Origin of the sequence: Bifidobacterium saimiriisciurei (assembly GCF_010667655.1) — a bacterium.
Classification (GTDB): domain Bacteria; phylum Actinomycetota; class Actinomycetes; order Actinomycetales; family Bifidobacteriaceae; genus Galliscardovia; species Galliscardovia saimiriisciurei.
The window spans coordinates 1-22,285 of sequence record NZ_WHZU01000022.1 but is presented as its reverse complement, the minus strand read 5'-3'; the positions used below and the strand labels follow the sequence as shown (position 1 = coordinate 22,285).

Sequence of the window (22,285 nt, the reverse complement as noted above, 5' to 3'; positions counted from 1 at the left end):
CGAGCACGTCCAGATAGTCGGTGTTCCATCGCAGGTATCCGTCCGGGCTCAGCCAGCTGTAGGAGTTGCTGAACGGGCCGGTTGTCTCGGTGGACTGGGTCACGCCCGTCTGCACGCCGGCCACCTGCTGCTCCATGGCCGTGCGCACCATCTGGCAGCAGATGATCGTCAGGCCGCGTCGGTGCGTATCCTGCCACCCGATTTCACGGGTGGCTGGGTACGGGGCGATGCGGTTGCGGATGATCTCCGACGCGTCGGCAAGCAGCTCCGTCGCCTGCGTCCGCTCGGGCTCGGTGAGCGTGTGCCAGCGTCTCTCGAGGTCGTCGACCGTCGCGAACGGCGGCGACGGGCCGGTGTCGGTGTCGTCGGCCATGATGCTCCTCCTTAGCTGAGTGGTGTGAGTGTGAACGCGTCGTATCGGACATAGCCGTTGGATGGGGAGACGGTCAGGGTCGCGGCCGTCGCGCCCTCGGGCACTGGTATCTCGCGTTCGAACACGTGCCATTGGTCGTCCACGCCGGCCACGTCCGCGTTCCACGGGTCGCCCGTGTCGAAATCGACGCGCAGGTGGGTGCTACGGCGCCGGTCGTAAGAGTTCGCCGCATGGGAGAGCCAGAGCCGTTTCGTTCCGGCCGGCAGCGTCACCTGCTGGGAGACGGGCTGGCTGGAGCGGAGCATCCACTCGCCCTCATACGGTCTGATCCATGAGGCGTCGGATGCGCCGACCACGATGCCGCCCGTCCATGGGGCGGGCAGGCCGGATTCGAACCCGCCGTTGGCCAGCAGGCTCACCGGCTCATACCCCCCCCCATCGCGGGAGGTGAGCATGGGCGTGATGGTCGCGTCGATACTGTCGCCGACCGCCATGTCCACCCGCAGATAGGCGAGGTGACTGCCCTTGACGAGCGTTGCCTCCGGTGTGGTGGCGCTGTCGATTTTCGGCGTCGAGCCGCCTCCCAGCTCGTAGACGACCGCGTGCAGGCGAGCGTCCGAGGTTTCGGCGTCGAGCCGGTAGGTGCCGACCTCCAGCGTCAACCACGCGCCGAACCGTGTGCTCTCGGCCGTGGCCGTGCCCTGTATGCGCCATGTGCCGTCGCCGAGAGACGTGAGCGTCAGCCCGTTGCCGCTGGTCTGGTTCGGTCGCGTCCACCACAGGTTCGTCAGGCTTTTGGGGCCATGATTCCCGCCGTCACCAGCGCGTCACGCAACGCGATGAACTCGGCCTTGGTGGGCGCGTCCCCCGCGGGGTCCGCCACGTAGGCGGCGCGCTTGACACCACCCAACGCGGTGCCGGCGGCGGGCAGCACATACGGCGTGCCAGCGCCGATGGCCGTGCGCGCGGCCGCCGCATCCGCGGCCTTGAGCACGGCCTTGCCGGTGGCGGTGGCTCCCGAAAGCGTGTCGGCGGTCGGGGCGGCCGGAACCGTGGGGATGACGCCCTTGGCGAGCTTGGCGGCGGTGACCTGCCCGTCGCCGATGGCGGCCGTGTTGACCGCTCCCGCGGCAAGCATCGCGCTCGTGATGCTGCCGTCCGCAGGCGTGGACGGTTCGGACGAACCACCGGTGAACGGGGTGCCGTCCGCGTTCCAGATGGCGACGGGCGCGTCCAGTGCACCCGGCTTGTGGTTCTTCGTCCGCTTCTGGACGATGAGGTTCTGCACGGGGAATCCTGCCATCAGGCACCTGCCTCGGTCGTGGCCTTGAGCACGGCGAAGCCCTTGGGGTCGAGGACCGCGTACGCGAACACGGCCTCGGTGCGGTAGGCGACCATGTTCACGTTCTGCAGGTCGGTGCCCGCGTTGTCCGGGTCGCCGTAGGGGATGACGGTCGCGAACATGTCGCGCACCATGCCCCACTGGATCAGCGAGAAGTCGCCCATGATGGCGAGCACGCCGGTGTCGGTCTTGGCCTTCGCGCCGTTGACGGTGCCGGAGGTGGCGGCGGTGATACCGTCGAGGCTGCCCGTCTGCAGATTGAGCGGAATCTCGGGGTAGAAGCGCATTCCAGTGGAGGGAACTCGCACCTTGCGCAGACGGGACGCCCACGTGCGCGACAGGGCCACGGCGTTGATGTCGTAGGTCTGGTTGAGCGCGTCGGACAGGGCGTCCACGTTGGCGATCTCGTCGTCCTCGGAGTACGGCACCTGCACGGCGGACGCGGTCAGGGGGTCGTAACCGGTAAGGGCCTCGCCGCTCTTGGGGTTGAGGCCGTGGTAGATGACGTAGTCGAGGGCGCGGCCGATGGCCTGCGCCTGGTCGAGCTGGATGGCCTGGACGATCTGGGTGCGGGCGTCCTCGTCGGCCCACTGCAGCTCGTTGGTCACTCGCGTGGTGGTCTGCACCTTGAAGCGCTTGGCGCTCACGGTGGTGACGTCCTGCTCGTAGCTGCTCTTGGACTGGCCCTCGGCCACGACCTCGGCTTCGCTCTTGCCGTTGAACATGAGGAAGTCCTTGTCGGTGAAGACCATCGGGCTCGAGGGGCTGAGGGTGGCGATGGTGCTGGTGTCCTTCGCCTTGTTGACCACCGCCGTGGCGAGTTCGCGCGGCAGGGGGATGCGGTCTGATGTCATGGCCATGTTGGGCCGTCCTTTCGAATCGGGAATGATGTCAGTTGTTGGAGAACATGAGGTTGGCGAAGTCGCGGGTCTCCTGCCCCTTGGGCTTGTTGCGCGGGGTCCTGCCCTGGTCGGGCATTCCCTTGGGCTTGGGGTGGGCCCACTGGTCGAGCCGTTTCGCGTACTCGGTCATGGATTCGAGGCTGTCGCCGTGCAGCAGGTCAGCGGGCACTCCGGTCTCCTTCGAGACCTGAGCCTTCCACTCGTTCCGCTGCCTCTCCGCCTCGTATGCGGCGTTTTTGGCTTCGAGCTCCTTGATGCGCTTGGCGGCCTTCTCGGATTCGGACAGCTGCGACTCCTTGAGCTTTTCCAGCTCGTCGGCCGCCGTCTTGTTGTCCTTGGCGCGCTTCTCCCACTCGCGCGAGTGCGAGACGGCATCGCGGTACTTGGCCTCCCAGTCGACGGGCGGGTTCTCGCCGTGCGGTTCGTTCCCCTGCTCGTTCTGGTCGGCGTTGGTGGCTTCCTCGGCCATGGTTCCTCCTTGAATTGGTTGATGGGCCCGTTCCGGGCATAAAAAAACCACCCGTGCGGGTGGTTGAGAAAATAGAAATGCCACCGATTCAGGAGGCATTGAAATCTTTAATCGCGTGCGCTCAGAGCTGGCCGAGCGCTTTCTTGCGGGCGTATTCGGCACGCAACTCGTCGGATGAAACGTAGTCTTCCAGCGCCCAGCGCTTGCGTCCTTCTTCGGAAATCCACTGCTGTTCTTCTTCAGGTAGTGGTATAAATCCGGTTTCGGCGTGAATCTGCGCGATGGTCTCGGGATCTGTCACGAAGGTGACGTCTTCCGGGGTGGTTACAAAGCGCTCGTTCATGCCTTAATCATACCAGCCTCGCATAGATTATCGGCTTTCCGTTTTCTTGCCGGCCGAAGCCTTCGTATTGCAGATAGCATCCGCGGGGAAGGAGTATCTCCTGTTGGCCTTTTTTCTTGGTGATGGGCTCAAGATACACGGCGTTGGTACCGGGAGGAAGCAGAACGCGGGTGGCGATTCTCTCCCCATCCATCTCTACCTTGACTCCGCCCTCGATGAGAGAGGTCGCCATATATCCATTGTGCCGGACGATTTTGCCCAATGGGATCGTGGGCAGTTGGCTTACGGCCGAGATGTCGAAAACATCCAGACGCATGTAGCGGTCTACGGTGAACTGTTTATACGTGGAATGGTCAGAGAGGACTTCGTCGATGGTGTCGATGCGTTTTCTTATCGTTTCGGTCATTTCGATTTGCCCGAACAACGCTCTGTTGGATTCCTTAAAGGTGCCGTCCGTCCAGCCTCGGAGTGCTTTCTGTTTCTGCTGGGGTGTGTATTGGTCCCATGGCATGTGCACGGTGAAGTCGGACAGGCGGGCGAGTTCACCGGCCGTCGGTTTGATGGCGTCGTGGCTCCAGCGGATGTTCGGGGTCGGGGTGACGCCGTCGCTGAGCTTGTCGGGGTAGATGCGGCGCATGGCGGCGAGTTCGGCGTTGCGTGGCGCATCCTCGCCGGCCGCGGCCTTGCTCGCCTCGTACATGGCTTTGGACTCGCGTTGCGACGGGGTGAGCACGTCGTCCTTCCATCCGGGGATCGCCGTGCAGTGGCAGTGTCCGTCGTGGAACGAGCCGCCGAGTTTGGCGGTCTCCTCACTGTGGTAGACAAAGCCGCGTCCGGCGAGCATGACGCAGAACGCGCATGGTTTCGCGCCACCGGTGACGCGTGCCCACCGGGGGGATGTTGGGTCGTCGGCGAGATTGCGTTCCATGGTGTAGCGTGCTGAGGCGCGCACCATGTCGGCGGCCCACTGCATCGCGTCGTCCACGTCCTTGAGGCTTGGCCACAGGTCGTCTATGGTCATGCCGGCGCGGCTTTGCCGGTTGATGGTCTGCTCGTAGTTCAGACCGTTGTAATCGGTGCCGTTGAAGCCGCCGGCCATGCGGTAGAGCGTGCGGTCGGGGTCGTATATGCCGCCGGTGTCGAAGTCCTCCATCGCGGCGCCGTATGCGTCCTCGTAGGCCTGGCGCACGGCGTTGTAGTAGTCGTTCGCCCGCTGGGACGCGTCGCGCGCGTAGTCGCGCATGATGTCGGTCAGGTCGGCTCCGGCGCGCCCGTGCTCGGATTCGACGAGGTCGGCGGCCTCTTCGGCGAGGTTCTCGAGATCATCCTGATAACCCTTGGTCAGTCTCCCCAGCGTCTCCGCCAGCTGCCGTCGCCGTTCGTCCGATATCGGTGGGAGGCTCCGACTGTCCATCGTCCGCCTCCTGCCTGTTCGTCATGGCCTGCACCCTGAGCTGGTCGATGTGCTCCTGGGCTCGTATGCGCTGTTGGTATGCGCGGAACGAGATGAGCTCCTCGGCGGTCAGGCCGAGCTTGGCGAGTCCCACATCCGAGTCGCCCCATGCGCTGTTGACGCCGGCGACCTTCGCGTAGTAGTCGGCCCGGGCCGCGTCGCTCACCTCGCGGGTGGGCGCCCATAGCGGGCGTATGCCGGTCAGGTCGGGTGGCTCGGGGCTGTTGTCGCGCAGCTGCACGGCCATGCCCATGGCATTCATGAGCTGCCGGCCGAACATGCGGTTCTGCCGGTTCGCGGTGCGGGTCAATTGGTTCTCGCTGGCGGCCAACGCCTCGGCGCTGGTCGGGTTGCTCAGCCGTATGCCCAGTTGCTCGGCGGGGATGTCAGTCTCGGCGGCGGCGAGCATGGCGATGGTCTCGAGCATGTCGCCGTGCGGCTGCATCGACGCTTGATTCACCTGTTGGAGCGTGGGGATGTCGCCGTTCGCGTCACGCGACACGGCGTTGATGTTGGACACGAGCGCGTTCCACGTGTCCACGCTGAAGCTTTCGCGGCTCAGGCCGAGGAACCAGATCTTGGGCACCGAGTAGAACTCGGCGGACGCCTCCATGCGCACCATGGTCCGCATGGCCATGTCGGTCAGGTTCATGAGCGCCCGGTTGATGCGGCTGCGTCCGAAGGGCCGGTCCATCTGCCGGTCGTAGACGATGGGCACCACGGCGGTGCGGTCGAGCCGGTTGTCCTGCCGTTCGGCCTCCCACTTGCCGCCGGATTTCCGGCACGCGTAGTTGCGGCCGGGCATCCACACGTTGAACGCGGTGAGGTTGCCGTACTTGTCGTTGTCGGTGATGGTCAGCGCGGCCCTGATGCGGCGGCGCGTGTTGTCCCACAGGGCTGCGGCCCAGTCGGCCGAGCGCGGGGTGATGAGCACGCGCTCGTTGTCGTCCGGGTCGTAGTCGACCGTCAGGAACGAGCAGCTGTGCTTGTAGCAGCTGATGACGGCCTCGCTCATGTCGGTCTCGAGTTCGTTCATCGTCATGATCTCGTCGACGCCGTGGTCGTCGTCGCCGGTCTCGAAGCCCTCGAACACGCTTTTGTCGGCGAGGGCGCGCACGCTTTTCTGCGGCCATCCGACCACGTTGCCGGCCTTCTGGGCGATGATGTTCGGTATCGAGATGCCGAGGTTGTTGAAGCGTTGCTTCGCGTCGTAGAACGCGCTGCGCAGGAGGTTGCGCGGGTATTTGCTGCGCCATACGTCCAGCAGGCGGATGACGTCGTCCATGTCGTCGTCTGGTATGCCGGCGATATGGCGGATGTGGGAGGAGCCGGTGGACAGGTAGGCGACTCCCGTGGCGATGGCGAGCTCGCTCATCCGATCATCACCTCCTGTCTGCGGTTGGGGTCTCTTTTGGTCACGCGCACGCCGAACATGGCGAGGGTTATGGCGACCAGCGGGCTGATGTCGATGTCGCCGCCGGTGCGGTTCCATCCGATGGCGCCGCCGGTGCCGATGTTGCGTGTGGTGGCGTTGGCGACGGCCATGGCGAGTGCGGGCTGGCGGCTGTCGGGCAGGTGGGTGAGCTTGCGGTCGCGCAGCATGTCCTGGAACATGCCGCAGGCGCGGCCCATGTCCTGCGCGTTCGTGACGGTGACGCGCACGCCCCGTGATCTGAGGTCGGGCAGGAGGGCGGCGGCTGGTGACTGGGCGTCGATGGCGACCGACGCGGTGCGTGGCCAGTGCTCCGTGATGTAGTCGACGGCCCACATGGTGCCGGCCGACTGGGTTGCCCTGAACTCCCTGAGTTCGACGTGCATGGTGCCGTCCCCGTGTCTGATGGCGCCGCCGATGGCGAGCGAGGAGCGGTCCGGCGGCATGTCCAATGCGTAGCCGACGAGTCCGTCGCGGTCGGGCTCGTCCACGGCCGTGTCTGCCCACCGCTTGGGGTCGATGGCCGCGTGGGAGCTCACGGCGTCCCATACGCCCAACGCCTCGCGGCGGAAGCTGTCGTCGGTCATGAGGTTCCTCATGCGCAGGATCGCGGTCTCGGACGTGCGTTTCGGATAGCTGGGGTTGGCCTTCGCCCACTGTTCGCGGTCGTCGATGTCGGCGTCCCGGTCGGCGGCGAGCTCGACGTACACCATGCCGTCGGTGCCGGCCAGTGCGGCGGCGCGCTTGCCCTCGAACACCTCGGACGGGTCGCCGGGCTTGGGCGGGTTGCCCAGGAACACGACGAGCGGGTCGGGCGACGTGTTGACGACGGGCAGCATGTTGTCCAGGGCGCGCACGGTGAGGATCTGCGCCTCGTCGAATATCTCCACGTCCACGGAATGCAGGCCTCGGCCGAACCCGTTCTCTCGGGCGCCGAACATGATGCGTCCGCCGCCGCGGAACGTGATCTCCTGCTGGCCGTTGGCGCGGCGGATGCGCTCCACGTAGCGGGACAGCAGCTTGTTGCGCGCGAGGTCGCACATGTCCGCGAACGTCTCGTCGGATGTGCGCGTGTGGTGGGCGGTCCAGATGACCTTGAGGCCGGGATGCAGGATCGCGAGCATGAACATGGCCGTGCCCACGGTGAACGTCTTGCCGATCTGCCGGCAGCTGGAGACGACGGTGCCGCCCTCGCCGCACGCGTATTTGCCGTCCGCGCGTCTGGCGAGCAGCAGGTAGAGCAGCCCCTGCTGCCACAGGTCGTAGTGGATGCCGGCCGCCCCCGCGGCCTTACGGACCTTGACGAACTCCGAGCCGACGATGCCGGTCGGCTGCTTGAGGGTCTGCGCGATCTCAGACAATCGACGCTCCGGCATCCTCCACCTCGCTTACGTCCTCGGATTCGTTCAACGCGTCGAGCAGGGGGTCGCCGCCGGCCATGTCGTGCAGCCGCTCGCACACCGTAAGGTACTTGGCCACGATGTTCGGCATGGCGCTGGCCGGCGTGTCCGGGTCGTCCACGTAGGCGCGGAGCCGGTCGCGCACGTGACGCAGCTCGTCCTCCATGCTCCCGTCCATCATCCGGTCGAACTCACGGCCCGTCAGTGTCGCCGATGGCTCCGGCTCCGGCCGTTTTCTCCTCGGCTTGGCCGGTTTCGGCCGTCCCGCCGATTCGCCCTTGGCCTTTCGCTTCTTGTAGGCGAGCTTGCGGCATGTGCCGCCCGGACAGTACTCGCAGCGTGCGGTGACGTTCGCGGGCAGCGGCTTGCCGCAATACTTGCAGCTTCGTCGCGCCATTTTCGTCACCTCCAAAAGGTCTTTTGCGTCGCCCACGGTGACGCAACGCAACCGTGGGGAGAGATTCCGACTGCACCCGAGGTTCGGGCGGCGGCCGGGGTGGGGTGCCTCCCCGTGGGTCGGTGGCGGCTACCAGTCGCCGCTGGTGTCGAGTGGCATCGAGGTCGGTCTCGAGTCGTGCGGGGTGTGGCCGTCGAGCAGTCGTTGCGCTTCGCGTCTTGCCCATGCGAGGCTCTTGGTGCCTTTGAGTCGGTTGCACCAGTTGTGTGCGAGGTTGACGTTGTTCCAGTCGAGTGGGTCGCCGCCTCGGCATACGGGTATGGTCTCGTCGACGGTCTTGCTCCATGGGTCCGGGTATTTGCGGGTTTTGTCGACGGGGCGGCCGCAGATGTAGCAGTGGTCGTAGTGTTGGTAGACTCGCTGGCATAGCTGGTCGCGCCGGTATGCGCGGCCCTTGCCTCGTCTCGGGTTGTTCCGGCTCATGACATGGCCTCCCATGTGGGTGCCAGGTGGGTGGGTGATGTGGTGGCCTGGACGGTATTCGAAGCCGTGACGGCCCGGGCCTCTGCATCCCTGTTGCTGCCGTCCCCACGCCCTCGCGGCGTTGGGCCCTTCGTCCTCTCGGGCACGCAGGCCATGCGGTTGTATATGCGTAGACCCCCGGTCCTTCTGGATTCCGAGGGTCTACACTACTGCTGTTACGCAGTATACCACGGTGCGGCCCCAGCCTACTGCCGCTTGGAATAGCCCATCGCCATGGCGAGCACCTCACGCAGCGAGAACTCGTAGTAGCCGGCCTCGACGGGTCTGGTGCTGGGGAGTTTGCCGCGTTCTATCCAGTGGCCGATCTGTTTACGGCCGATGTCGTATCCGTAGTTTTCACGCAGCCATGCGGACAGCCCCGCCGGGGTTCGGGTGAGGTGGTATTTGTCGGCGGCCTCGGCGGTCTCCTCGCGCAATCGGTCGATATCTACGAGGGCTCCGCAGCGGCATACGCGCAGTGACTCCGTTTTGGCGGCCGTGACCTCACGCCCGCATTCGGGGCAGACGCCGACAATGCGGCGGGTGCGTGGCCGCCGGTCCACCAATGGCATGATGCGCTGGTTGGCGCGGGCGATCCGGCACAGGGATTCGCCGGCGTGCGCGGCCTGGCAGAGTTCGGCGAGATGCGATTGCATTCGGGGTATGAGCCGCTGCCATCGGTCGCTCCATGCGGCGCCGGTGTCGGCCCACGCGTCCTGCAGCAGGGTCTCGGTCTCGTCGAGCACGTCCTGCGCGTGCACGTTGATGGGCGCGGGCGCGGCCACGCCCTGCGCGCGGCCTGCCGTGTGGTCGCCGAGCCGGTAGGCGCGTCGGGCCACGGCCTGCAGGAGCAGCATGTTGCGGCGCAGTGAGTGCAATGCCCGCGCGTAGTCTCGGCGGCAGGCGGGGCACAGCGTCCACGGCTTCTCGACGGGATTGACATGGCAATGCTGGCATTCGGTGACGGTCAAGACGGTTCCCCTCCACGATGACGGCTAGAATGATGATTGCTGTCTTGCCCTCCGCCGCAAGGTGGAGGGTTTCGTCTTACTGGCTGCCGGCCGATTCCCTGACATGGTGGATGACCTGTTCCAGAGTCAGGAGGCTGCCGACGGAGCAGGTCGCCATCAGGGGCAGCCCTTTGCCGGTCGCCCAGTCGGCGCTCTTTTCGTGCTGGTGTTTCATCTCCTGCAGCCAGTCGAGCAGCTCTCCCGAATCGATGTCGCTCATAGATCGTCGCCTCCGTCCACGTGCGTCCAGTCGCAGCTCAGGCCGATGCCGCCGCCGGCGGCATCGATGCAGACGACGCGACGCGTGTCCCGCAGGGTGATGACGCATTCGCTGAAGCCGTGGCCCAAGTCGGTGCATTCGGCCATGTCCCGTCCGCCTCCCGCATCGGCCTGCCCACAGCCGGCGAGCGCGGTGATGATGCTGATGGTGGCGAGTGCGAGGGTGAGGGTTTGGAGTTTGTGTTTGAGTTTGGTGGTCATCGTGTCTCCTGCGTGATGTCGAGGGTGTGTTGTGCCTGGTCTCGGATTTGGTCGGCGAGGATGCTGGTGAGCAGGTGCAGGATCAGGATGTCCCCTCGGATGGTCTTGTCGGCTCCTTGCATGTGGAGGTCCAGTTTCACGTCGTCCGGATTGTCGGGGTCCAGTTTCATGGTGACGTGGCCATGCTGGCATTGGGTGCCGTCGCGTTCGTAGGAGAAGCTCAGCTGGACGTCGTTCACCCCCAGAATGTTCATGAGTTCGTTGAGATTATTGCCGGCTTCGCGGGTCGCGTTCATTGGTGGTTCTCCTTCAGTGGGTTGATGTCGGTCTCGATGCCGAAATGCTCGTAGGTGTAGTCGGCGCACGCCTCGGGCGTGTCCGGGTTCAGGCTGACCGATGCGATCTGGTCGGCCCAGTAGCGAAGCGCCCTCCTCAGCTCCTCGCGTGTGAAGATTTTCGCGGCGCCGCTCATGGCAGTATCTCCACGGTTTCGATGATTTCGGCGGCGATTCGTTGGATGTCCTCGGCGGTGCTGTCCTCGTCGCCGTAGAGGCATGGGGCGAGGCTGAGGTTCATCCGGTCGAGGGTGACGGCGAGCGCGGTGGCGAGGGTTTGCTGGCGGCTGGTGTCTCCCCGGTGGTCGGCCGCCAGCATCTCGACCTGCACGTGCTGCCATCCGGCTTGTTCGAGACGGCGCGCGGCCTCCGTGATGGTGGTGTCCTGCGTGTCCTTGCACGTGAACGTGACGATGATTCTCGGCTCGCTCATGACCGCCCCTCCCTTCTCGCCTGCTCGAGGATCGCCTCGACCTCCGCGCGCGTGGTGAACGGCAGCTGCTGCAGAATCTCGCTGATGCTGTAGCCGCGCTCATGCCAGTGCACGATCATGTCCTTCGTGACCTGTCTCACAATCAAATCCTTTCCTTCAAAACGTTGATGCTCCTGTACGCGATTGCAAGCGAGTTGCCGCGCTCGCCGATGATGATGGCGTCGATGGGCAGATCGAGGTCGGTCATGACGGCGACCGGTCCGATGCGGCGGTATCGCAGCCATCCGTCGACGGTGGTGCCGTTCCATGTGCGGGCGAGGTAGCGGCGTCCGTCGAGCTGTTCGGGGCCCATGTTCCGCCAGTCGATGCTTTCCGACACGTTCACTGTGGTTCCTCCGTTCCGTCGTCGGCGATGGCGTCGACGATGCGGCGGGCGAGGCCCATGGCGTCCCTCCATGCGGTGACGTAGCCGGTGCAGTAGGCGACGGGCGGCGGTCCGAGTTCGCCGGCGTCGCGTAGGGAGTCGATGGCGAGTTGTTCGGGGTCGTCGAACCGGGTGACGGGTTCGAGGTCGTCGGGATTGGTCATCGTGGGCCTCCCAGGATGGCGTTCAGGCCGGTGTCGGCGAGTGTGGCCGGGGCACCGTTGCGGTGGGGCCGGCCGCTGGTTTTTGGTTTCGACGGTTCGACCTGTCGGTGCACATGCCCCTGTATGGCATTCTTTGCGGCCTTCTCGGGGTTTTCACCCAGCATCCTTTGTCGACGGTAGGCCCATGCCTGAACGCCCGTTAGTCGGCGGTTTTCGCATTCGCGGTTGATTTGCGCCTCCGTGGGCTTCGCGTCGCGGCGCATGATGCGCGCGATCGCGTTGATGTCGCCCGGGCCGCACCATCGGCCCTCGTGGTCGGCCGCGTAGAAGCGCCGCAGCGCCTCCCGCGCCTCGCCGGCGGTAAGGGTCGGGTTGAGTTCCGAATGCCATGCGTCGAGCTGCACGTCGTCCCACATGGCGTTGCCGTGATGCGCGTTGCGCAGGCTCAGCAGGGCCGCGGCCTCGCCTTTCGTCAGCATGTTCCACCTCCGTGTTTTCGCTGGTATTCCGCCCTTTCGGCGGCTGTCATGTACTTCCACGTGTTCGCCATGTTCGCCTCCCGGTTCGCCTGCGAACGACTCTTCGTCGGCTGCGGGGACGCCCTGGCGGGTGTCGGGTCGCGTGGCGGCTGCGGGTCGTCGAGCCAGTGCTCGCCGTCGAGCCAGTTCGCCGGGGTGAGCGTGTACGCGGGCCGCCGGTTCGGGTCCTTCGCGTACCGGTCCGCCACGGCGAGCAGATGCTCGTGGCCGGTCTTGCGCAGGGCGCGCCGCCACGCGTCGAACGCCGTGCGTTTGCCCTCGCGGCGCGGATACACCGACCAGAACCGTTCGAACTCGGCCGTGTACTCGCGCTCCACGCTCCCACGGCCGCCGTGAGGGGGCTGGGGGAGTGAATCTTCGTTAGAAGATTCTTGGTTTTGGTTTTGGTTTTGGTTTAAACCAAGGAACTTCGCCGTGTGTTCGCCCGAACGTTCGTCCGAACGTGTTTCGGTGTTCGCGCGAACTTCGTCCGAACGTGTTTCGGTGTTCGCGCGAACTTCGTCCGAACGTGTTTCGGTATCGGTCTTCGTGTTCGGCTTGGGTTCGCCGGAACGTTTCGAGGCGCGGCGGCGGCTCATGCGCTCCTTCGAGGCCTCGCGTTCGCTCTCGACGCTCTCGCGGCTGTTCTGGTGCTCGAGGTAGTCGTGGACCTGATAGGAGCCGTCCTCGAGTGTGTCGAACATGCCGAAGGCGACGAGGTCGGCGAGATCCTGTTCGTCGGCGCCGATGCGGCGCAGGGCTCGCGCCGTGAGCACGCCGTCGTTGAGCTGGTCCGAGCAGTAGCTGATCGCGAGGGTCCACACGGCGAACGCGTGCGGGTTGCGGTCGACGAGGTCGTTGACCTTGTCGTTGAGCCACAGGCCGTTCGACAGTCTCGCGTATCCGTTGCGTGCCATCACGCGCCTCCTTTCCGGCATTTATTGATCCAGTGTCTGAGTTCGGGGTCCCGCATCGCGGTGTCGTACAGGTGCAGGTTCGGGCCGGTCGCGGCCGAGCATTCGAGCGAGCGTTCGAGGCTCCGGCCTATGCCGCCGCCCTGTCGTCGGCCGACGCGGCGGCCCTGTGGGAACTGCTTGTTACGCATCGTCGCCGCCCAGGGGAAGCCCGTGGTTGAACAGGCGGAACAGGTCGGCGCAGTCCATGCCCACGAGCGTCGGATGATGGTGGAGGTCGTCGACGCGGATCGCGGCCGCCCATTCCTCCGCGTCGTCGGCGAGATGGTCGAGCAGGCGCCGGTGCGTGTCCCGTTGGATGATGGCGAGCTGGCGGCCGCCGGCCTTCCATCGTCGGTCGGTCACCCCGTCGCGCTTCTTGACGAGCACGGGCCAGTCGCTGCCCACGACGGCGGCCTCGTACAATGCCTCGTCGAACTGGGCGCGGATGTTTCGCGGCCGGCCGTTGGGTCCGTTGGCGGTGTTCTTGCATTCGATGACGACGGGCTCGCCCATGTAGTAGAGGTTGCCGATGTCGCCCCGGTCCAATCGGCCGTGGGTGCGCAGGCGGCAGATGCGCGGGTCGGCGAATGCCCATTTGAGCCATCGTTCCATCTGCGCCTCAAGCTGGTAGCCGGCCTGTTTGGCGCTCCGCATGCTTCGTGCCATGGTCTAGATCTCCAATCCGTATTCCTCGTACAGGTGGTCCGTCCGGTATGGGCAGCGGCCCGTCGTGTCGAGCCGCGTGCCGCATACCGGACAGACACGGGGTTCGTCCCGCATCAGAAGTCCGGCTCCCCGAACCCGTTGTCCTGCGGCCCGCCCTGCCATTGGCCCGCCTGCTGCTGTGCGCCGGCGAAGCCCGCCGTGGGCGGCTGCCCCTTGCGCGAGTGCACGAAGCCGAGCGCCTGCGCGTACAGTCGCAGACTCGAGCCGTCGGTGCCGTCCTTCTTCTTGTAGAGGCGCTGCGACAGCAGCCCGTAGACCAGGACGCGCGACCCCTTGTGCACCCACGGCAGCTGGACGGCGGCAGACGGGGAGCATTCCACCTCGACCCACATCGTGCCCTGGTCGACCCATTGGCGCGACTGGTCGTAGTAGCCCTGGTTCACGCCCACGCGGAACGTGGTGACGCTGTTGCCGTTGTTGAACGTGCGGGTGACGGGTTCGGCGCCCACGTTGCCCTGCAGGCAGGTGTTGACCGCCATCACTCACCGTCCTTCCGGGAACCGTGGGCGAGGTCGTCGAGCGTCCTGTCGAGTTCGGCCTCGGTGAGGGATTCGAACGAATCGACCTCACGGCCCACGACCTTGGAGATCGCGGCGAGCATCTCCCTCTCATCGGCCACGCCCAATGCCTTGAACCCGTTGACCACGTCGAAGCGTTTCGCATCCAACGCGGTGCCCGCGGCCGTCGCGTCGTATCCCCCGTCGTCCGGCGGGGCCGGCTGCACATCCACGACGTCCACGGGAGCGTCGTCGATGACGGGGCGGAACACGTCGGAATAGTCGGGCGTGGTCTCGTCGCTTGCGGCGGCGGCCTGTGCCTCCACGCTCACGGGCAGCCACTTGAACGAGCGGCGCACGACCGTCTTCAACGCCATGGCCTCGTAGTCCGTCCTCCACGGCCCCTTGTTGCCGGCGGGGCTGCGGCGCTTGACGGCCTCGACCTCGCTCTTGGTCATGTGCTCGAATACGAACCCGTCCGGCAGGAGCTGCGCGTTCACGAACACGTCCGTAAGGGTCTTCTCCGAGTGGGGCGCGTCCGGGTTGCGCCGGTATTTGAAGTGCTGGCCGGTCTCGTCCTCCCAGCATTCGAACTCGTCGCCCTCGTACACGGCCTGCGCGTGGATGCTCTTCAACTGGCCGCTGCGTCGGGCGAGGTCGATCATGCCCTTGTAGCCGAGGATGAACGTGGCCTCGCGCTGCCCCTTGAGGTTCTTGTTCCCATAGGGGAGGATGTAGGCGCGGCCGAGACCGTCGACCGACGAGGGCTCCAACCCCAATGCCGAGCATTTCATGAAGCATCCGAGAACCGACTCCACCGAGCATTCCGCAAGCTTCGGCTCGCGGTTGATGGTGCTCAGGCACAGTTGGTAGAGACGCTGCGGACTGAGGTTGTTGCCGATGACCTGCTGGATGCGCGGCCACGACTTCTGCAATGTCTGCTTGAGCTGCTCCCTCGGGTTCATCTGAGTGAGCTGGCGGCCCTGCGTCGCCTGCGTGATCTGTCCCATGGTCAGTCCTCCATATCGTCGTTCTTGTCCGTCTCGAGGATCCGGCACAGCAGTCCGCGCCTGTCGGCGACCGTCTGCAGCCGTTTCTCCGCCTCCTGTCGCGCCTCCTCGAGCTGGCGGAACAGGGGGGCCGCGATGACGCTCAGCTCCAAGTCGGACAGCGGGAACACGATCACGTCCTTGTCGCCGGTGAACGCGGAGGAGCGGATGGTCGGCATTCCCCAGCTGCTGGCCATCGCCTCGATGACGCTCACCACGGTCCGCTCGCCGTTGCTGGCGATGTCCATCACCCTGCCGACGATCACGGTCGCGTCGCCGCCGTTCTCCTCGATACGCTTGTAGACGTCGCCCCTGTGCAGGGTCTGCACGCGGGTGACGGCCGCCGCCGTCTCCACGAGATTCTTGATTTCCATGGCCTAGTTCCTTTCGTTGAGTGGTTTGACGGCGAACCGTCGCTGGTCGTATGCTTCCTTCGCCGGCCGTGCCGGCTGCGCCTTGAAGTGGACGGTGTGGTAACCGGCCTTCCAGCCGCCGGAGACGAGACCCTCGCGGCCGGCGCCTACCATCGCCTTCAAACGCTCGCCTATCTTCGCCTTCGCCTTCCTGGCGTCCGTTTCGGCGTGCGCGTAGGAGTCGTAGAGCGCGGCCAACTGGTCGAAGTCCGTGTCCTCGACCTGCTCGTAGCCTTCCGGATACGGCGGCTTGGACTGCACGAGGTCCACGTCCGTGCCGGTGAGGGCGGGCATGTCGTCCCGCTGCACGTATCCCCAGAACTCCTCGGCCGCGTCGATGACGGTCGTGATGTCGGTCTCGTCGCGTTCGAACCGGACCTCGACCGGCTCCGACTCGCCGATGTCCGCGTAGAAATACCCCCACGTGAAGCCGGTCACGGCCATGTAGTGCGTGACCTGCGCCATGTAGTAGTCGGGCGCCACGATGTTCCCGTCGTCGTCATGCCAGTCGGTGCGGCCGCGGTTCGCGTTCGTGGTCTTGATCTCGAGCACGCCCCACGAGTCCGTGGCCTCGTCATGGATGAATCCGTCGAGCGACGCGTGCATGACCGGATGCGTCCTGGACACGAGGCTGATGTCGGTGCCGTCGATGACGGTCCATTCGGGGTGCAGGCGGCGGAAGCGGCGACGCAGCTCGCCTTCCAGCGCGTTGCCCTTGACCACGGCCCACTTGTCGCCGATGTCCTCGGGCGTGCGGCGGCCGGTCTTCTCCAGCCACAGTTCGTACGGTGTCGAAAACGGGTTGAGACCGAGGATCGTCGACATGTCCGAGCCGCCGACTCCGTGGCGACGCTGTTCGAGCCATGCGGCATGACGCTCCGCCCTGGTGCGCTGTTTGAAGCGGACGAGCTCGAACATGTCGGTGCTTTTCAGCGTGACGCGTGTCATCGGTCGCCGTCCTCTCCCCCGTCGTCTCGTCGGTCGTGGCCGAGGGCCGCGTACCAGAGGAACGGCACGATCAGGGCGAGCAGGAGCGTGCCGGTGACCATCCACTGGGGCGTGCCGGTCCCGAGGGGTGCGGGCAGTCGGTCGTGGGTGGTGCAGAACGATACGAGCCATCCCTCGAGGAACGTGAGGGCGAGGAGGATTCCGCCGCGCACGCCTGCGGTGAGGGTGAGGCCGCGTTTGGGCCAGTTGCGGATGTGCTGCGGCATCAGGCCCTCCCCTCGTCCATGCGGGCGACGCGGAGGCTTCCGTTGACGGTGCTCATGGCGTCGAGGGTCTTGCCGATGGCGCGGTGCGCGAGGCCGGCCGTATAGGATTGTCCGCGGAGTGCCGAGGTGCGTTCCACCTCGGCGAGATGCTCGTATGCCTGCTCGAGATGGTTCTGCATGTTCTCGTAGTCGATCAGGGTGGGGTCCTGCATGATGGTCTCCTTCGGTTCGGTGGTTTCTTCGGTCAGTTTGTCGGACGTTTCTTCGGTCATGTCCGAAGACGTGTCGTAGTCGGTGTCGGGTTCGGGCTTGAACAGCTGCCGGCCGTCGGTGTCGGCTGGCGGGTTCGCAGGCGGATTGGCGGATTCGGTGGCGGATTCACAAGCGGGTTCGTCGGCGTCGGTATCGTCGATGTTCCCGCCCATCGCCCAGGTGACGGCGTCGTTGATGCTCAACGCCCGGTCGCCGGCCATCTGGTCCTTGGCGTTGGCCCAGATCTGCGGGTCGTCGACCTGTCGACGCTTGTAGCTCAACGCCTGGCTGCGCTGGGATGCGGTCAGGTCGCAGGCCGGTGTGGCGCAGAACTCCAGGAGCTTCTCCTCGCGGTATCCCACTAGTCATGCACCTCCCCCATGCTCTCCGTCGTGTCGGGGCGGATGGCGAGGTCGAACCGCCAGCTGCTGCGGCCGCCGATGACGCTGCGGTTGCGGCATCCGTGCTCGTACAGCACGAACGACCGGTCGACCGTGTTGAAGCGGATTTCGGCGACGGTGAACGCGAGCATCCGCCAGTCGTATGCGCTGGACAGGAACACGATGTCGCCGGGCGCTACCTTGCCGATGTCGTCGATGATGTCGTTGACCGCCGTGTCGATGATGGGCAGCCACGGGTTCGATGCGTTCACTCGTCCGTCCCCTTGTCGAAGTTGTCGATCGCCTGCATGGTGTTGATGTTGAGCCGGCCGCTCATGGCGACGGCGAGCAGGCTGATCGCGCCCAATGTGTCGAGGTCGCCGTTGAAGGTGAGCTGGAGGCGGTTGCCGTGGTGTGCGGTGAGGGTGAGGTCGCCGACCGTCTGCGCGCGTCCGTCGCGTTCGTAGACGAGGCTGAGGTTCACGTCGCTGTGGTTGTCGGCGAACAGGATTCGGGCGGCGAGGTCGAGCATTCGCTGTTCGTCCCTCTCGTCCTGTCGGCTGCTAGGCTTGGTTGTTGACATGGGGTATGTCCTTTCGTGTCATGGCATCCCTCGCACTGGTCCTGCGGGGATGCCGTTTTTCGTTTATGCGGGAGGCGCCGGCCGATGGGGTCTTGGGAGGGTTAATCCGGAGTGGATTATTGACTGACTGTTCCAAGGTTTTCCCCGACGGCCCCGGTCGGCCGGCGTTCCCGTTTCGCGTGTTTAGGCTCCCGTCGGAGCCTCGCCCGCCGCCGGTTGGGCTTGGGTACGGCATGGCGGCGGGAAGTCTTTAGTTTTCCGGATGGTCGCCCATGTATTCGTGTATCGACTGGACGCTGATCAGGCGGACGCGGCCGCCGCGTTCCTTGCGGCTGCGCAGCTTGCCGGCGCGGATGAGGCGGCGTGTGAACTCGTCGTCCTTCATGCCGAGCATGAGGGTGGCGGTGTGCAGGGGCACGGCGATGGGCGTGATGTCGCTCATGAGTTCGGCTCCTTTTCCTTGCCGGCGATCAGGCCGGTGATGATGGTCATGAGGTTCCGCAAATCGGTCTTGGTGAGATGGTCGAGGGTGATGGTGACCATGTCGTCGGCAAGATTGGGGTCCGTACTGGGTATGAGCTGCTTGACCTGCAGGCCGGCGACGAACGGGTATCCGCCTGATTCGGCCTCGTGCCGCCGGTAGGCGGCTACGCTCGACCAGTCGTCCATCACATACCTGAGTCCGTCATTGACCCGTTGAATCTGTCCACTCATTGCTTCGTCTCCTTGTGGTTGAGGGTGGCTGTAGCGGCGGCAAGCGCCGGCTCGGCAGAAGCCTCACCGGAGAGAACGCTTCTAGACGCCGCCAAGTCGACCAGCTGCCAGACCGACATTCCCAAGAAGGTGGCTACGACCTCCAGCTCTCCGAACGACCATGACTTCTCATTGGCGAAACGCTGATATAGGTTGCGGCGATTGATATTAAGGCGGTTGGCCAGCCCGTTCTTGGTTTTCTTCTGAGCGGCGAGCTCCGCTTCAATCGTCTGAGACATGCATTCTTGAGCCGACATCAGCAGCCCTCCTTTCTAGCTCATTTGCGCTAATCCTGATTAAACACGCCCCTCGGCAATCTGTCAACTCATATGAGTTAGTCGGCGTGTCGTTTGGGCTGCAAAAAATCTCATATGCGTTAAACTTGGCGCATGGTACGAAATAGCGAACTCCCAGAAATTGGCCAGTCATCAAAGCTTCTCGCCATGCGAGTCCGGTCCCTCATTGAAGAGAAAGACCTGTCTCAAACGGAGATTGGAGCAATCATCGGAAGGGCCCAGTCTTATGCATCACTGCGGATTAAAGGACTAAAGTCCTGGACCATAGAAGAGCTCGACCAGCTGGCGCCGATCCTTGGTTATCGAGATGCCTTCGCTCTTATCGCCGCCTGCCGCCCCGAATCCGACTCCCCCGCCCCCATGTCGGGCACCGTCGTCGATGCCGACGATGCGTTCATCGACGCGCTGGCCGCGGACCCGGAACGCTTCGGCGTGGCCGCGCACACCGACCCGAACAAGGAAATCGAATCGGAGACACCGGGAGAATAGATGGGCATAGACGACCTGATGCACGAGGCGGAGCGACGACACGTGCGCGTGGAGGAACGCGCCCTGCGTCCGGGACTGTGCGGCCTCTACTACGATCCGGCCCGCCTGGTCATCATCGACCCGAGACTCAGTCCCAGCCAGTACCGGTGCACGCTGTGCCACGAACTCGTCCACGCGGAATACGGGGACACATGCGAGCCGGGCGGCATGGGCAGGACGGAGCGGCGCGCACGCAGACAGACCGCGCTGCGCCTCATCGATCCGGCCGACTACGCGATGGCGGAGCGGGTATACGAGGGCGACGTATGCCGCATGGCCATCGAACTGGACGTGCCCGTGCAGACCGTCCTCGACTACCAGCAGATACTCCGCGACCGCGGCCAGACGACGAAAAGCCCCGTCGCACGATGAAGCGCGACGGGGTCTTTCGCCTCAGAACGTTATTTGCGTTTGCGTTTTACGGCGTCGATAATCTGCGGGCCCGCGGATACGACGCCGATGATTCCCCCGAACGCCGCTGCCGTATTGTTCCCTGCGGCGGCGCAGACGGTGGCGGAGATGAAGGCGACCCATGGGAGGAACGAAAAGGCGAATGAGGCGACCATCATGCTCATGTTCTCGGCCCTGTGGTCGGCCGCCTCTATCTCCCTCGCGGCCTTTTCTCCTTCGATCTGGGAGTCCAAAGCCTTCTCCGCCATCGTCACTATACGGTCGGCCGAGCCCGCAAGGACGCGCTCGTAGCCTTCGAATTCGCTCACGAGCGGCAGCGGCCCCGACCTTGAAAAGGCTATCTGGCCTTCGAGGTCGATTGACTGCCCATCGATCGACGCAGGTTGCGGCCCACCATCGACCACGCCTTTGCCTGCAGGTCCGTCGCCGTCACGGGTTGTCTCGGGCTGTGCTTGGGGGACCGTCCCATCGAAGCGATCCGGACTCCTTTTTTGACTCCCCTGAGAATCGGATTGTTCCAAGTCATTCATCGACACCAGCCTTTCCGTCTTACCGCCTTTCATCCTACCCGAGTGACGACGACATGGTCACGAATGCAGTGGGAGGCGCTCGGAAGAAGGCGACGTGAGCCTCTGACTTCATACGGTTTTCGGCATGCCACCCCCTCCCCGGCTTGCATATCTTTCATTCATACGGTATGATAGTTTATGTAAGGAGAACGGAACAGCGAAAGGAGGTGAACGATGAGGATTCTGGAGGACATCAACACGGTGCTCAGCATCATCGCCAACCTGATAGCCATCACCACGGCGATAACCCTGCTCGCGAAAGACGACGACGAACCGCCGCCGAAGCACAGGAGGGACTGACGAACCGAACAGGGCGGCTCCGAATACACCAGCTATCCGGAGCCGCCGCCCCCAGAATACCCATCGGGACACCATGAACACAAGAAGACTACTCGCCATATCCGGCCTCGCCTTCGGCGTCGCCGGACTCGCCAATGGGCTGCTCGGGCACGCACTGCCCGCCGGGCTGTTCGCCTCGGCCGCCGGCATCATGTGCCTCGCCACGGGATGGAGCCGCCGATGACGACCGAATACCTAAGCGTCAAGCAGGTGGCCGAACGGCTCGGCATCACCACCGGCGCGTTCAACAGCCTCAAGCAGCCCGAACCCGACGCCATCATCGGCAGGACACGGGGATGGCTGCCCGAGACCATCGACGCATGGAACGCAGCACGCCCCGGACGGGGCGTCGGCGGCGGCCGGCCACGCAAACAGAAGAAGCAGCCATAACCATAAAAACCGGTCATAACACGAAAGGGCCCCGACCGCGTGACACGCGCGACCGGGGCCCTTCAACGACGAATACGAGACTACAGGCGGTTCTTCACCATGCCGACCACGTCGGCGTTCACCTCGCGGATGCGCGGGTCGGCCATCATCTCGTCCACGCTCATCCAACGGCAGTCCTTGGAGTCCACGTGGAAGCTGTCCGCCCTCCACGCGTCCGGCATGTGCTTCACATCTGCCCGGTACAGCGTGTACTCGTACCACCGGCGCTCGTCGTGTTCGGTGGAGTACTTCTCGTGCGCCTCCCCGCCGATGCGGGTGAGCGTGAAGTCGGACTGCGGGATGTCGAAGCCCGAGGAGAAGTAGTCTTCCAGGCGACGCAGGTTCTCCTCGTCGCCCTCCGCGGTGGCGTGGTTCGGGAAGAAGTCACAGTCCCAGCCCGCATCATGATAGAGCAGGTATCGGGCGCCGTCCCTCACGGCGATGATCGAGCTTCTCTTCGCGGTCCTGTCCATGTCCACCAGCTCCCTGTATAGCGTGTCGGCGTCGTATCCCTTCACCCACGCCATAATCTCGGCGGCTACGGCGTAGAAGAAGGCCAGTCCTCCCAGAACGCCATATGCGATGCGCCAGCCCATCGGCATGGCGGTGGTGAATACGGTGAGCACGAGGAACGCGCCTTCTATGGCCGCCACCATGTTCGTGGCCTTCGCACCGAATCCGATGAAGGGGCTGCGTCTCTGTAGCATGGCGTCCAGTCGCGCCGAATCGATTCGCAGCATCATGTAAGGGTATCGTACACGACGACCTGCCCACGGACGTCGAAACCGCCATCCGAAATATGTCGTCTCATACGTCGTCTACCTTTTGCGCCGTGCAGAATCGTTGCAAATAAAGGGCTCACGGCTTTTGTATTCAATTCCCGCCGGCTCCAC

41 protein-coding genes are annotated in these 22,285 nt (G+C 64.7%); 5 read left to right on the top strand and 36 right to left on the bottom strand.

What is annotated here, in order from left to right; translation table 11 throughout:
• The 34 genes from GFD18_RS10430 to GFD18_RS10265 form a co-directional block, all read right to left on the bottom strand.
• The coding region (locus GFD18_RS10430; RefSeq protein WP_163228292.1) for a hypothetical protein at positions 1 to 373 on the bottom strand (373 nt) is incomplete at its 3' end.
• An 11-nt stretch (positions 374 to 384) separates the two neighbouring features.
• On the bottom strand, positions 385 to 1,035 hold the full coding sequence (locus GFD18_RS10425; RefSeq protein ID WP_163199658.1) for a hypothetical protein: 651 nt from the start codon (positions 1,033 to 1,035) through the stop codon (positions 385 to 387).
• 125 nt (positions 1,036 to 1,160) lie between these two features.
• Positions 1,161 to 1,676: a head fiber protein gene (locus GFD18_RS10420; protein ID WP_225433077.1), complete on the bottom strand. Its 516-nt coding sequence runs from the start codon at positions 1,674 to 1,676 to the stop codon at positions 1,161 to 1,163.
• Positions 1,676 to 2,575 carry a phage major capsid family protein gene (locus GFD18_RS10415; protein ID WP_163199657.1) on the bottom strand — a complete coding sequence of 300 codons (900 nt, stop codon included), beginning with the start codon at positions 2,573 to 2,575 and terminating at the stop codon, positions 1,676 to 1,678. Before GFD18_RS10415 ends, GFD18_RS10420 begins: the two co-directional genes overlap by 1 nt.
• 31 nt (positions 2,576 to 2,606) lie before the next feature.
• Positions 2,607 to 3,086, bottom strand: coding sequence for a heavy metal transporter (locus GFD18_RS10410; RefSeq protein ID WP_163199656.1), 480 nt, complete (start codon positions 3,084 to 3,086; stop codon positions 2,607 to 2,609).
• A gap of 121 nt (positions 3,087 to 3,207) precedes the next feature.
• Positions 3,208 to 3,429 carry a hypothetical protein gene (locus tag GFD18_RS10405; protein WP_163199655.1) on the bottom strand — a complete coding sequence of 74 codons (222 nt, stop codon included), beginning with the start codon at positions 3,427 to 3,429 and terminating at the stop codon, positions 3,208 to 3,210.
• Between the two features lie 7 nt (positions 3,430 to 3,436).
• Complete coding sequence (locus GFD18_RS10400; RefSeq protein WP_163199654.1) at positions 3,437 to 4,843, bottom strand: VG15 protein; 1,407 nt, start codon at positions 4,841 to 4,843, stop codon at positions 3,437 to 3,439.
• Positions 4,752 to 6,257 carry a phage portal protein gene (locus tag GFD18_RS10395; protein WP_163199653.1) on the bottom strand — a complete coding sequence of 502 codons (1,506 nt, stop codon included), beginning with the start codon at positions 6,255 to 6,257 and terminating at the stop codon, positions 4,752 to 4,754. Before GFD18_RS10395 ends, GFD18_RS10400 begins: the two co-directional genes overlap by 92 nt.
• Positions 6,254 to 7,675 (bottom strand): terminase, encoded by a 1,422-nt coding sequence (locus tag GFD18_RS10390; protein ID WP_318644540.1) that lies wholly within the window; start codon positions 7,673 to 7,675, stop codon positions 6,254 to 6,256. Before GFD18_RS10390 ends, GFD18_RS10395 begins: the two co-directional genes overlap by 4 nt.
• The gene (locus GFD18_RS10385) at positions 7,668 to 8,111 is read right to left on the bottom strand and encodes a hypothetical protein (protein WP_100511778.1); all 444 of its coding nucleotides are present in this window, start codon (positions 8,109 to 8,111) and stop codon (positions 7,668 to 7,670) included. The genes GFD18_RS10390 and GFD18_RS10385 overlap by 8 nt, the downstream gene beginning before the upstream one ends.
• Positions 8,112 to 8,240: 129 nt before the next feature.
• On the bottom strand, positions 8,241 to 8,594 hold the full coding sequence (locus GFD18_RS10380) for an HNH endonuclease (protein ID WP_100511779.1): 354 nt from the start codon (positions 8,592 to 8,594) through the stop codon (positions 8,241 to 8,243).
• A gap of 245 nt (positions 8,595 to 8,839) precedes the next feature.
• On the bottom strand, positions 8,840 to 9,604 hold the full coding sequence (locus tag GFD18_RS10375) for a hypothetical protein (RefSeq protein WP_163199651.1): 765 nt from the start codon (positions 9,602 to 9,604) through the stop codon (positions 8,840 to 8,842).
• 76 nt (positions 9,605 to 9,680) lie between these two features.
• A complete protein-coding gene (locus tag GFD18_RS10370) occupies positions 9,681 to 9,863 on the bottom strand; it encodes a hypothetical protein (RefSeq protein ID WP_100511780.1) in 183 nt (60 codons plus the stop codon).
• Positions 9,860 to 10,123 (bottom strand): hypothetical protein, encoded by a 264-nt coding sequence (locus tag GFD18_RS10365; protein ID WP_100511781.1) that lies wholly within the window; start codon positions 10,121 to 10,123, stop codon positions 9,860 to 9,862. Before GFD18_RS10365 ends, GFD18_RS10370 begins: the two co-directional genes overlap by 4 nt.
• Positions 10,120 to 10,419 carry a hypothetical protein gene (locus GFD18_RS10360; RefSeq protein WP_100511782.1) on the bottom strand — a complete coding sequence of 100 codons (300 nt, stop codon included), beginning with the start codon at positions 10,417 to 10,419 and terminating at the stop codon, positions 10,120 to 10,122. The genes GFD18_RS10365 and GFD18_RS10360 overlap by 4 nt, the downstream gene beginning before the upstream one ends.
• Positions 10,416 to 10,595, bottom strand: coding sequence for a hypothetical protein (locus GFD18_RS10355; protein WP_100511783.1), 180 nt, complete (start codon positions 10,593 to 10,595; stop codon positions 10,416 to 10,418). The genes GFD18_RS10360 and GFD18_RS10355 overlap by 4 nt, the downstream gene beginning before the upstream one ends.
• On the bottom strand, positions 10,592 to 10,891 hold the full coding sequence (locus GFD18_RS10350; RefSeq protein WP_100511784.1) for a hypothetical protein: 300 nt from the start codon (positions 10,889 to 10,891) through the stop codon (positions 10,592 to 10,594). Before GFD18_RS10350 ends, GFD18_RS10355 begins: the two co-directional genes overlap by 4 nt.
• Positions 10,888 to 11,031, bottom strand: coding sequence for a DUF433 domain-containing protein (locus GFD18_RS10345; RefSeq protein WP_133119568.1), 144 nt, complete (start codon positions 11,029 to 11,031; stop codon positions 10,888 to 10,890). Before GFD18_RS10345 ends, GFD18_RS10350 begins: the two co-directional genes overlap by 4 nt.
• A gap of 2 nt (positions 11,032 to 11,033) precedes the next feature.
• On the bottom strand, positions 11,034 to 11,276 hold the full coding sequence (locus GFD18_RS10340) for a hypothetical protein (RefSeq protein ID WP_100511785.1): 243 nt from the start codon (positions 11,274 to 11,276) through the stop codon (positions 11,034 to 11,036).
• Positions 11,273 to 11,479, bottom strand: coding sequence for a hypothetical protein (locus tag GFD18_RS10335; protein ID WP_100511786.1), 207 nt, complete (start codon positions 11,477 to 11,479; stop codon positions 11,273 to 11,275). Before GFD18_RS10335 ends, GFD18_RS10340 begins: the two co-directional genes overlap by 4 nt.
• Positions 11,476 to 11,958, bottom strand: coding sequence for a hypothetical protein (locus GFD18_RS10330; RefSeq protein ID WP_100511787.1), 483 nt, complete (start codon positions 11,956 to 11,958; stop codon positions 11,476 to 11,478). The genes GFD18_RS10335 and GFD18_RS10330 overlap by 4 nt, the downstream gene beginning before the upstream one ends.
• Entirely contained in the window at positions 11,952 to 12,914 is a 963-nt protein-coding gene (locus tag GFD18_RS10325; protein WP_163199650.1) for a hypothetical protein, read from the bottom strand. The genes GFD18_RS10330 and GFD18_RS10325 overlap by 7 nt, the downstream gene beginning before the upstream one ends.
• Positions 12,915 to 13,094: 180 nt before the next feature.
• On the bottom strand, positions 13,095 to 13,607 hold the full coding sequence (locus tag GFD18_RS10320; protein ID WP_100511789.1) for a hypothetical protein: 513 nt from the start codon (positions 13,605 to 13,607) through the stop codon (positions 13,095 to 13,097).
• A 125-nt stretch (positions 13,608 to 13,732) separates the two neighbouring features.
• The gene (locus tag GFD18_RS10315; protein ID WP_100511790.1) at positions 13,733 to 14,158 is read right to left on the bottom strand and encodes a single-stranded DNA-binding protein; all 426 of its coding nucleotides are present in this window, start codon (positions 14,156 to 14,158) and stop codon (positions 13,733 to 13,735) included.
• Positions 14,158 to 15,186, bottom strand: a complete 1,029-nt coding sequence (locus GFD18_RS10310) for a recombinase RecT (RefSeq protein WP_100511791.1) — start codon at positions 15,184 to 15,186, stop codon at positions 14,158 to 14,160. Before GFD18_RS10310 ends, GFD18_RS10315 begins: the two co-directional genes overlap by 1 nt.
• Before the next feature lie 2 nt (positions 15,187 to 15,188).
• Positions 15,189 to 15,599 (bottom strand): hypothetical protein, encoded by a 411-nt coding sequence (locus GFD18_RS10305; RefSeq protein WP_100511792.1) that lies wholly within the window; start codon positions 15,597 to 15,599, stop codon positions 15,189 to 15,191.
• 3 nt (positions 15,600 to 15,602) lie between these two features.
• Positions 15,603 to 16,586 (bottom strand): YqaJ viral recombinase family nuclease, encoded by a 984-nt coding sequence (locus tag GFD18_RS10300; RefSeq protein ID WP_100511793.1) that lies wholly within the window; start codon positions 16,584 to 16,586, stop codon positions 15,603 to 15,605.
• On the bottom strand, positions 16,583 to 16,852 hold the full coding sequence (locus tag GFD18_RS10295) for a hypothetical protein (RefSeq protein ID WP_100511794.1): 270 nt from the start codon (positions 16,850 to 16,852) through the stop codon (positions 16,583 to 16,585). The genes GFD18_RS10300 and GFD18_RS10295 overlap by 4 nt, the downstream gene beginning before the upstream one ends.
• The gene (locus GFD18_RS10290; RefSeq protein ID WP_163199649.1) at positions 16,852 to 17,466 is read right to left on the bottom strand and encodes a hypothetical protein; all 615 of its coding nucleotides are present in this window, start codon (positions 17,464 to 17,466) and stop codon (positions 16,852 to 16,854) included. The genes GFD18_RS10295 and GFD18_RS10290 overlap by 1 nt, the downstream gene beginning before the upstream one ends.
• The gene (locus tag GFD18_RS10285) at positions 17,466 to 17,756 is read right to left on the bottom strand and encodes a hypothetical protein (RefSeq protein WP_163228291.1); all 291 of its coding nucleotides are present in this window, start codon (positions 17,754 to 17,756) and stop codon (positions 17,466 to 17,468) included. The genes GFD18_RS10290 and GFD18_RS10285 overlap by 1 nt, the downstream gene beginning before the upstream one ends.
• Positions 17,753 to 18,067 (bottom strand): hypothetical protein, encoded by a 315-nt coding sequence (locus tag GFD18_RS10280; RefSeq protein ID WP_163228290.1) that lies wholly within the window; start codon positions 18,065 to 18,067, stop codon positions 17,753 to 17,755. The genes GFD18_RS10285 and GFD18_RS10280 overlap by 4 nt, the downstream gene beginning before the upstream one ends.
• Positions 18,068 to 18,317: 250 nt before the next feature.
• Positions 18,318 to 18,509 (bottom strand): hypothetical protein, encoded by a 192-nt coding sequence (locus GFD18_RS10275; protein ID WP_163228289.1) that lies wholly within the window; start codon positions 18,507 to 18,509, stop codon positions 18,318 to 18,320.
• A complete protein-coding gene (locus tag GFD18_RS10270; RefSeq protein ID WP_163228288.1) occupies positions 18,506 to 18,781 on the bottom strand; it encodes a hypothetical protein in 276 nt (91 codons plus the stop codon). Before GFD18_RS10270 ends, GFD18_RS10275 begins: the two co-directional genes overlap by 4 nt.
• On the bottom strand, positions 18,778 to 19,077 hold the full coding sequence (locus tag GFD18_RS10265) for a hypothetical protein (protein ID WP_163228287.1): 300 nt from the start codon (positions 19,075 to 19,077) through the stop codon (positions 18,778 to 18,780). The genes GFD18_RS10270 and GFD18_RS10265 overlap by 4 nt, the downstream gene beginning before the upstream one ends.
• Before the next feature lie 132 nt (positions 19,078 to 19,209).
• Between GFD18_RS10265 and GFD18_RS10260 the strand changes: the two genes are divergently transcribed.
• Positions 19,210 to 19,605 carry a helix-turn-helix domain-containing protein gene (locus GFD18_RS10260; RefSeq protein ID WP_163228286.1) on the top strand — a complete coding sequence of 132 codons (396 nt, stop codon included), beginning with the start codon at positions 19,210 to 19,212 and terminating at the stop codon, positions 19,603 to 19,605.
• Positions 19,606 to 20,016: an ImmA/IrrE family metallo-endopeptidase gene (locus tag GFD18_RS10255; protein ID WP_163228285.1), complete on the top strand. Its 411-nt coding sequence runs from the start codon at positions 19,606 to 19,608 to the stop codon at positions 20,014 to 20,016.
• Between the two features lie 29 nt (positions 20,017 to 20,045).
• Here the strand turns inward: GFD18_RS10255 and GFD18_RS10250 are convergent, their stop codons facing one another.
• Positions 20,046 to 20,591 (bottom strand): DUF2335 domain-containing protein, encoded by a 546-nt coding sequence (locus GFD18_RS10250; RefSeq protein ID WP_225433075.1) that lies wholly within the window; start codon positions 20,589 to 20,591, stop codon positions 20,046 to 20,048.
• 207 nt (positions 20,592 to 20,798) lie between these two features.
• On the opposite strand from GFD18_RS10250, the gene GFD18_RS11295 reads away from it, so the two are divergent.
• The 3 genes from GFD18_RS11295 (at position 20,799) to GFD18_RS10240 (ending at position 21,353) form a co-directional block, all read left to right on the top strand.
• On the top strand, positions 20,799 to 20,924 hold the full coding sequence (locus GFD18_RS11295; RefSeq protein WP_263863977.1) for a hypothetical protein: 126 nt from the start codon (positions 20,799 to 20,801) through the stop codon (positions 20,922 to 20,924).
• Between the two features lie 73 nt (positions 20,925 to 20,997).
• On the top strand, positions 20,998 to 21,147 hold the full coding sequence (locus tag GFD18_RS10245) for a hypothetical protein (RefSeq protein WP_163199642.1): 150 nt from the start codon (positions 20,998 to 21,000) through the stop codon (positions 21,145 to 21,147).
• Positions 21,144 to 21,353 carry a helix-turn-helix transcriptional regulator gene (locus tag GFD18_RS10240; protein WP_163199641.1) on the top strand — a complete coding sequence of 70 codons (210 nt, stop codon included), beginning with the start codon at positions 21,144 to 21,146 and terminating at the stop codon, positions 21,351 to 21,353. The genes GFD18_RS10245 and GFD18_RS10240 overlap by 4 nt, the downstream gene beginning before the upstream one ends.
• 80 nt (positions 21,354 to 21,433) lie before the next feature.
• On the opposite strand, the gene GFD18_RS10235 is transcribed toward GFD18_RS10240, so the two are convergent.
• Positions 21,434 to 22,135: a DUF1206 domain-containing protein gene (locus tag GFD18_RS10235; RefSeq protein WP_225433073.1), complete on the bottom strand. Its 702-nt coding sequence runs from the start codon at positions 22,133 to 22,135 to the stop codon at positions 21,434 to 21,436.
• Positions 22,136 to 22,285: the final 150 nt, after the last annotated feature.

Excerpts from the sequence above, each read along its gene's own strand:
- GFD18_RS10315 (WP_100511790.1), bottom strand. The coding sequence starts at position 14,158 with ATGGCGGTCAACACCTGCCTGCAGGGCAACGTGGGCGCCGAACCCGTC.
- GFD18_RS10235 (WP_225433073.1), bottom strand. The coding sequence starts at position 22,135 with ATGATGCTGCGAATCGATTCGGCGCGACTGGACGCCATGCTACAGAGA.
- GFD18_RS10330 (WP_100511787.1), bottom strand. The coding sequence starts at position 11,958 with ATGCTGACGAAAGGCGAGGCCGCGGCCCTGCTGAGCCTGCGCAACGCG.
- GFD18_RS10400 (WP_163199654.1), bottom strand. The coding sequence starts at position 4,843 with ATGGACAGTCGGAGCCTCCCACCGATATCGGACGAACGGCGACGGCAG.
- GFD18_RS10370 (WP_100511780.1), bottom strand. The coding sequence starts at position 9,863 with ATGAGCGACATCGATTCGGGAGAGCTGCTCGACTGGCTGCAGGAGATG.
- GFD18_RS10260 (WP_163228286.1), top strand. The coding sequence starts at position 19,210 with ATGGTACGAAATAGCGAACTCCCAGAAATTGGCCAGTCATCAAAGCTT.
- GFD18_RS10335 (WP_100511786.1), bottom strand. The coding sequence starts at position 11,479 with ATGACCAATCCCGACGACCTCGAACCCGTCACCCGGTTCGACGACCCC.
- GFD18_RS10360 (WP_100511782.1), bottom strand. The coding sequence starts at position 10,419 with ATGAACGCGACCCGCGAAGCCGGCAATAATCTCAACGAACTCATGAAC.
- GFD18_RS10405 (WP_163199655.1), bottom strand. The coding sequence starts at position 3,429 with ATGAACGAGCGCTTTGTAACCACCCCGGAAGACGTCACCTTCGTGACA.
- GFD18_RS10305 (WP_100511792.1), bottom strand. The coding sequence starts at position 15,599 with ATGGAAATCAAGAATCTCGTGGAGACGGCGGCGGCCGTCACCCGCGTG.
- GFD18_RS10415 (WP_163199657.1), bottom strand. The coding sequence starts at position 2,575 with ATGGCCATGACATCAGACCGCATCCCCCTGCCGCGCGAACTCGCCACG.
- GFD18_RS10240 (WP_163199641.1), top strand. The coding sequence starts at position 21,144 with ATGACGACCGAATACCTAAGCGTCAAGCAGGTGGCCGAACGGCTCGGC.
- GFD18_RS10380 (WP_100511779.1), bottom strand. The coding sequence starts at position 8,594 with ATGAGCCGGAACAACCCGAGACGAGGCAAGGGCCGCGCATACCGGCGC.
- GFD18_RS10365 (WP_100511781.1), bottom strand. The coding sequence starts at position 10,123 with ATGACCACCAAACTCAAACACAAACTCCAAACCCTCACCCTCGCACTC.
- GFD18_RS10300 (WP_100511793.1), bottom strand. The coding sequence starts at position 16,586 with ATGACACGCGTCACGCTGAAAAGCACCGACATGTTCGAGCTCGTCCGC.
- GFD18_RS10275 (WP_163228289.1), bottom strand. The coding sequence starts at position 18,509 with ATGAGCGACATCACGCCCATCGCCGTGCCCCTGCACACCGCCACCCTC.
- GFD18_RS10385 (WP_100511778.1), bottom strand. The coding sequence starts at position 8,111 with ATGGCGCGACGAAGCTGCAAGTATTGCGGCAAGCCGCTGCCCGCGAAC.
- GFD18_RS10420 (WP_225433077.1), bottom strand. The coding sequence starts at position 1,676 with ATGGCAGGATTCCCCGTGCAGAACCTCATCGTCCAGAAGCGGACGAAG.
- GFD18_RS10310 (WP_100511791.1), bottom strand. The coding sequence starts at position 15,186 with ATGGGACAGATCACGCAGGCGACGCAGGGCCGCCAGCTCACTCAGATG.
- GFD18_RS10265 (WP_163228287.1), bottom strand. The coding sequence starts at position 19,077 with ATGTCGGCTCAAGAATGCATGTCTCAGACGATTGAAGCGGAGCTCGCC.
- GFD18_RS11295 (WP_263863977.1), top strand. The coding sequence starts at position 20,799 with ATGAGGATTCTGGAGGACATCAACACGGTGCTCAGCATCATCGCCAAC.
- GFD18_RS10295 (WP_100511794.1), bottom strand. The coding sequence starts at position 16,852 with ATGCCGCAGCACATCCGCAACTGGCCCAAACGCGGCCTCACCCTCACC.
- GFD18_RS10270 (WP_163228288.1), bottom strand. The coding sequence starts at position 18,781 with ATGAGTGGACAGATTCAACGGGTCAATGACGGACTCAGGTATGTGATG.
- GFD18_RS10245 (WP_163199642.1), top strand. The coding sequence starts at position 20,998 with ATGAACACAAGAAGACTACTCGCCATATCCGGCCTCGCCTTCGGCGTC.
- GFD18_RS10255 (WP_163228285.1), top strand. The coding sequence starts at position 19,606 with ATGGGCATAGACGACCTGATGCACGAGGCGGAGCGACGACACGTGCGC.
- GFD18_RS10320 (WP_100511789.1), bottom strand. The coding sequence starts at position 13,607 with ATGCGGAGCGCCAAACAGGCCGGCTACCAGCTTGAGGCGCAGATGGAA.
- GFD18_RS10355 (WP_100511783.1), bottom strand. The coding sequence starts at position 10,595 with ATGAGCGGCGCCGCGAAAATCTTCACACGCGAGGAGCTGAGGAGGGCG.
- GFD18_RS10325 (WP_163199650.1), bottom strand. The coding sequence starts at position 12,914 with ATGGCACGCAACGGATACGCGAGACTGTCGAACGGCCTGTGGCTCAAC.
- GFD18_RS10395 (WP_163199653.1), bottom strand. The coding sequence starts at position 6,257 with ATGAGCGAGCTCGCCATCGCCACGGGAGTCGCCTACCTGTCCACCGGC.
- GFD18_RS10280 (WP_163228290.1), bottom strand. The coding sequence starts at position 18,067 with ATGTCAACAACCAAGCCTAGCAGCCGACAGGACGAGAGGGACGAACAG.
- GFD18_RS10410 (WP_163199656.1), bottom strand. The coding sequence starts at position 3,086 with ATGGCCGAGGAAGCCACCAACGCCGACCAGAACGAGCAGGGGAACGAA.
- GFD18_RS10350 (WP_100511784.1), bottom strand. The coding sequence starts at position 10,891 with ATGAGCGAGCCGAGAATCATCGTCACGTTCACGTGCAAGGACACGCAG.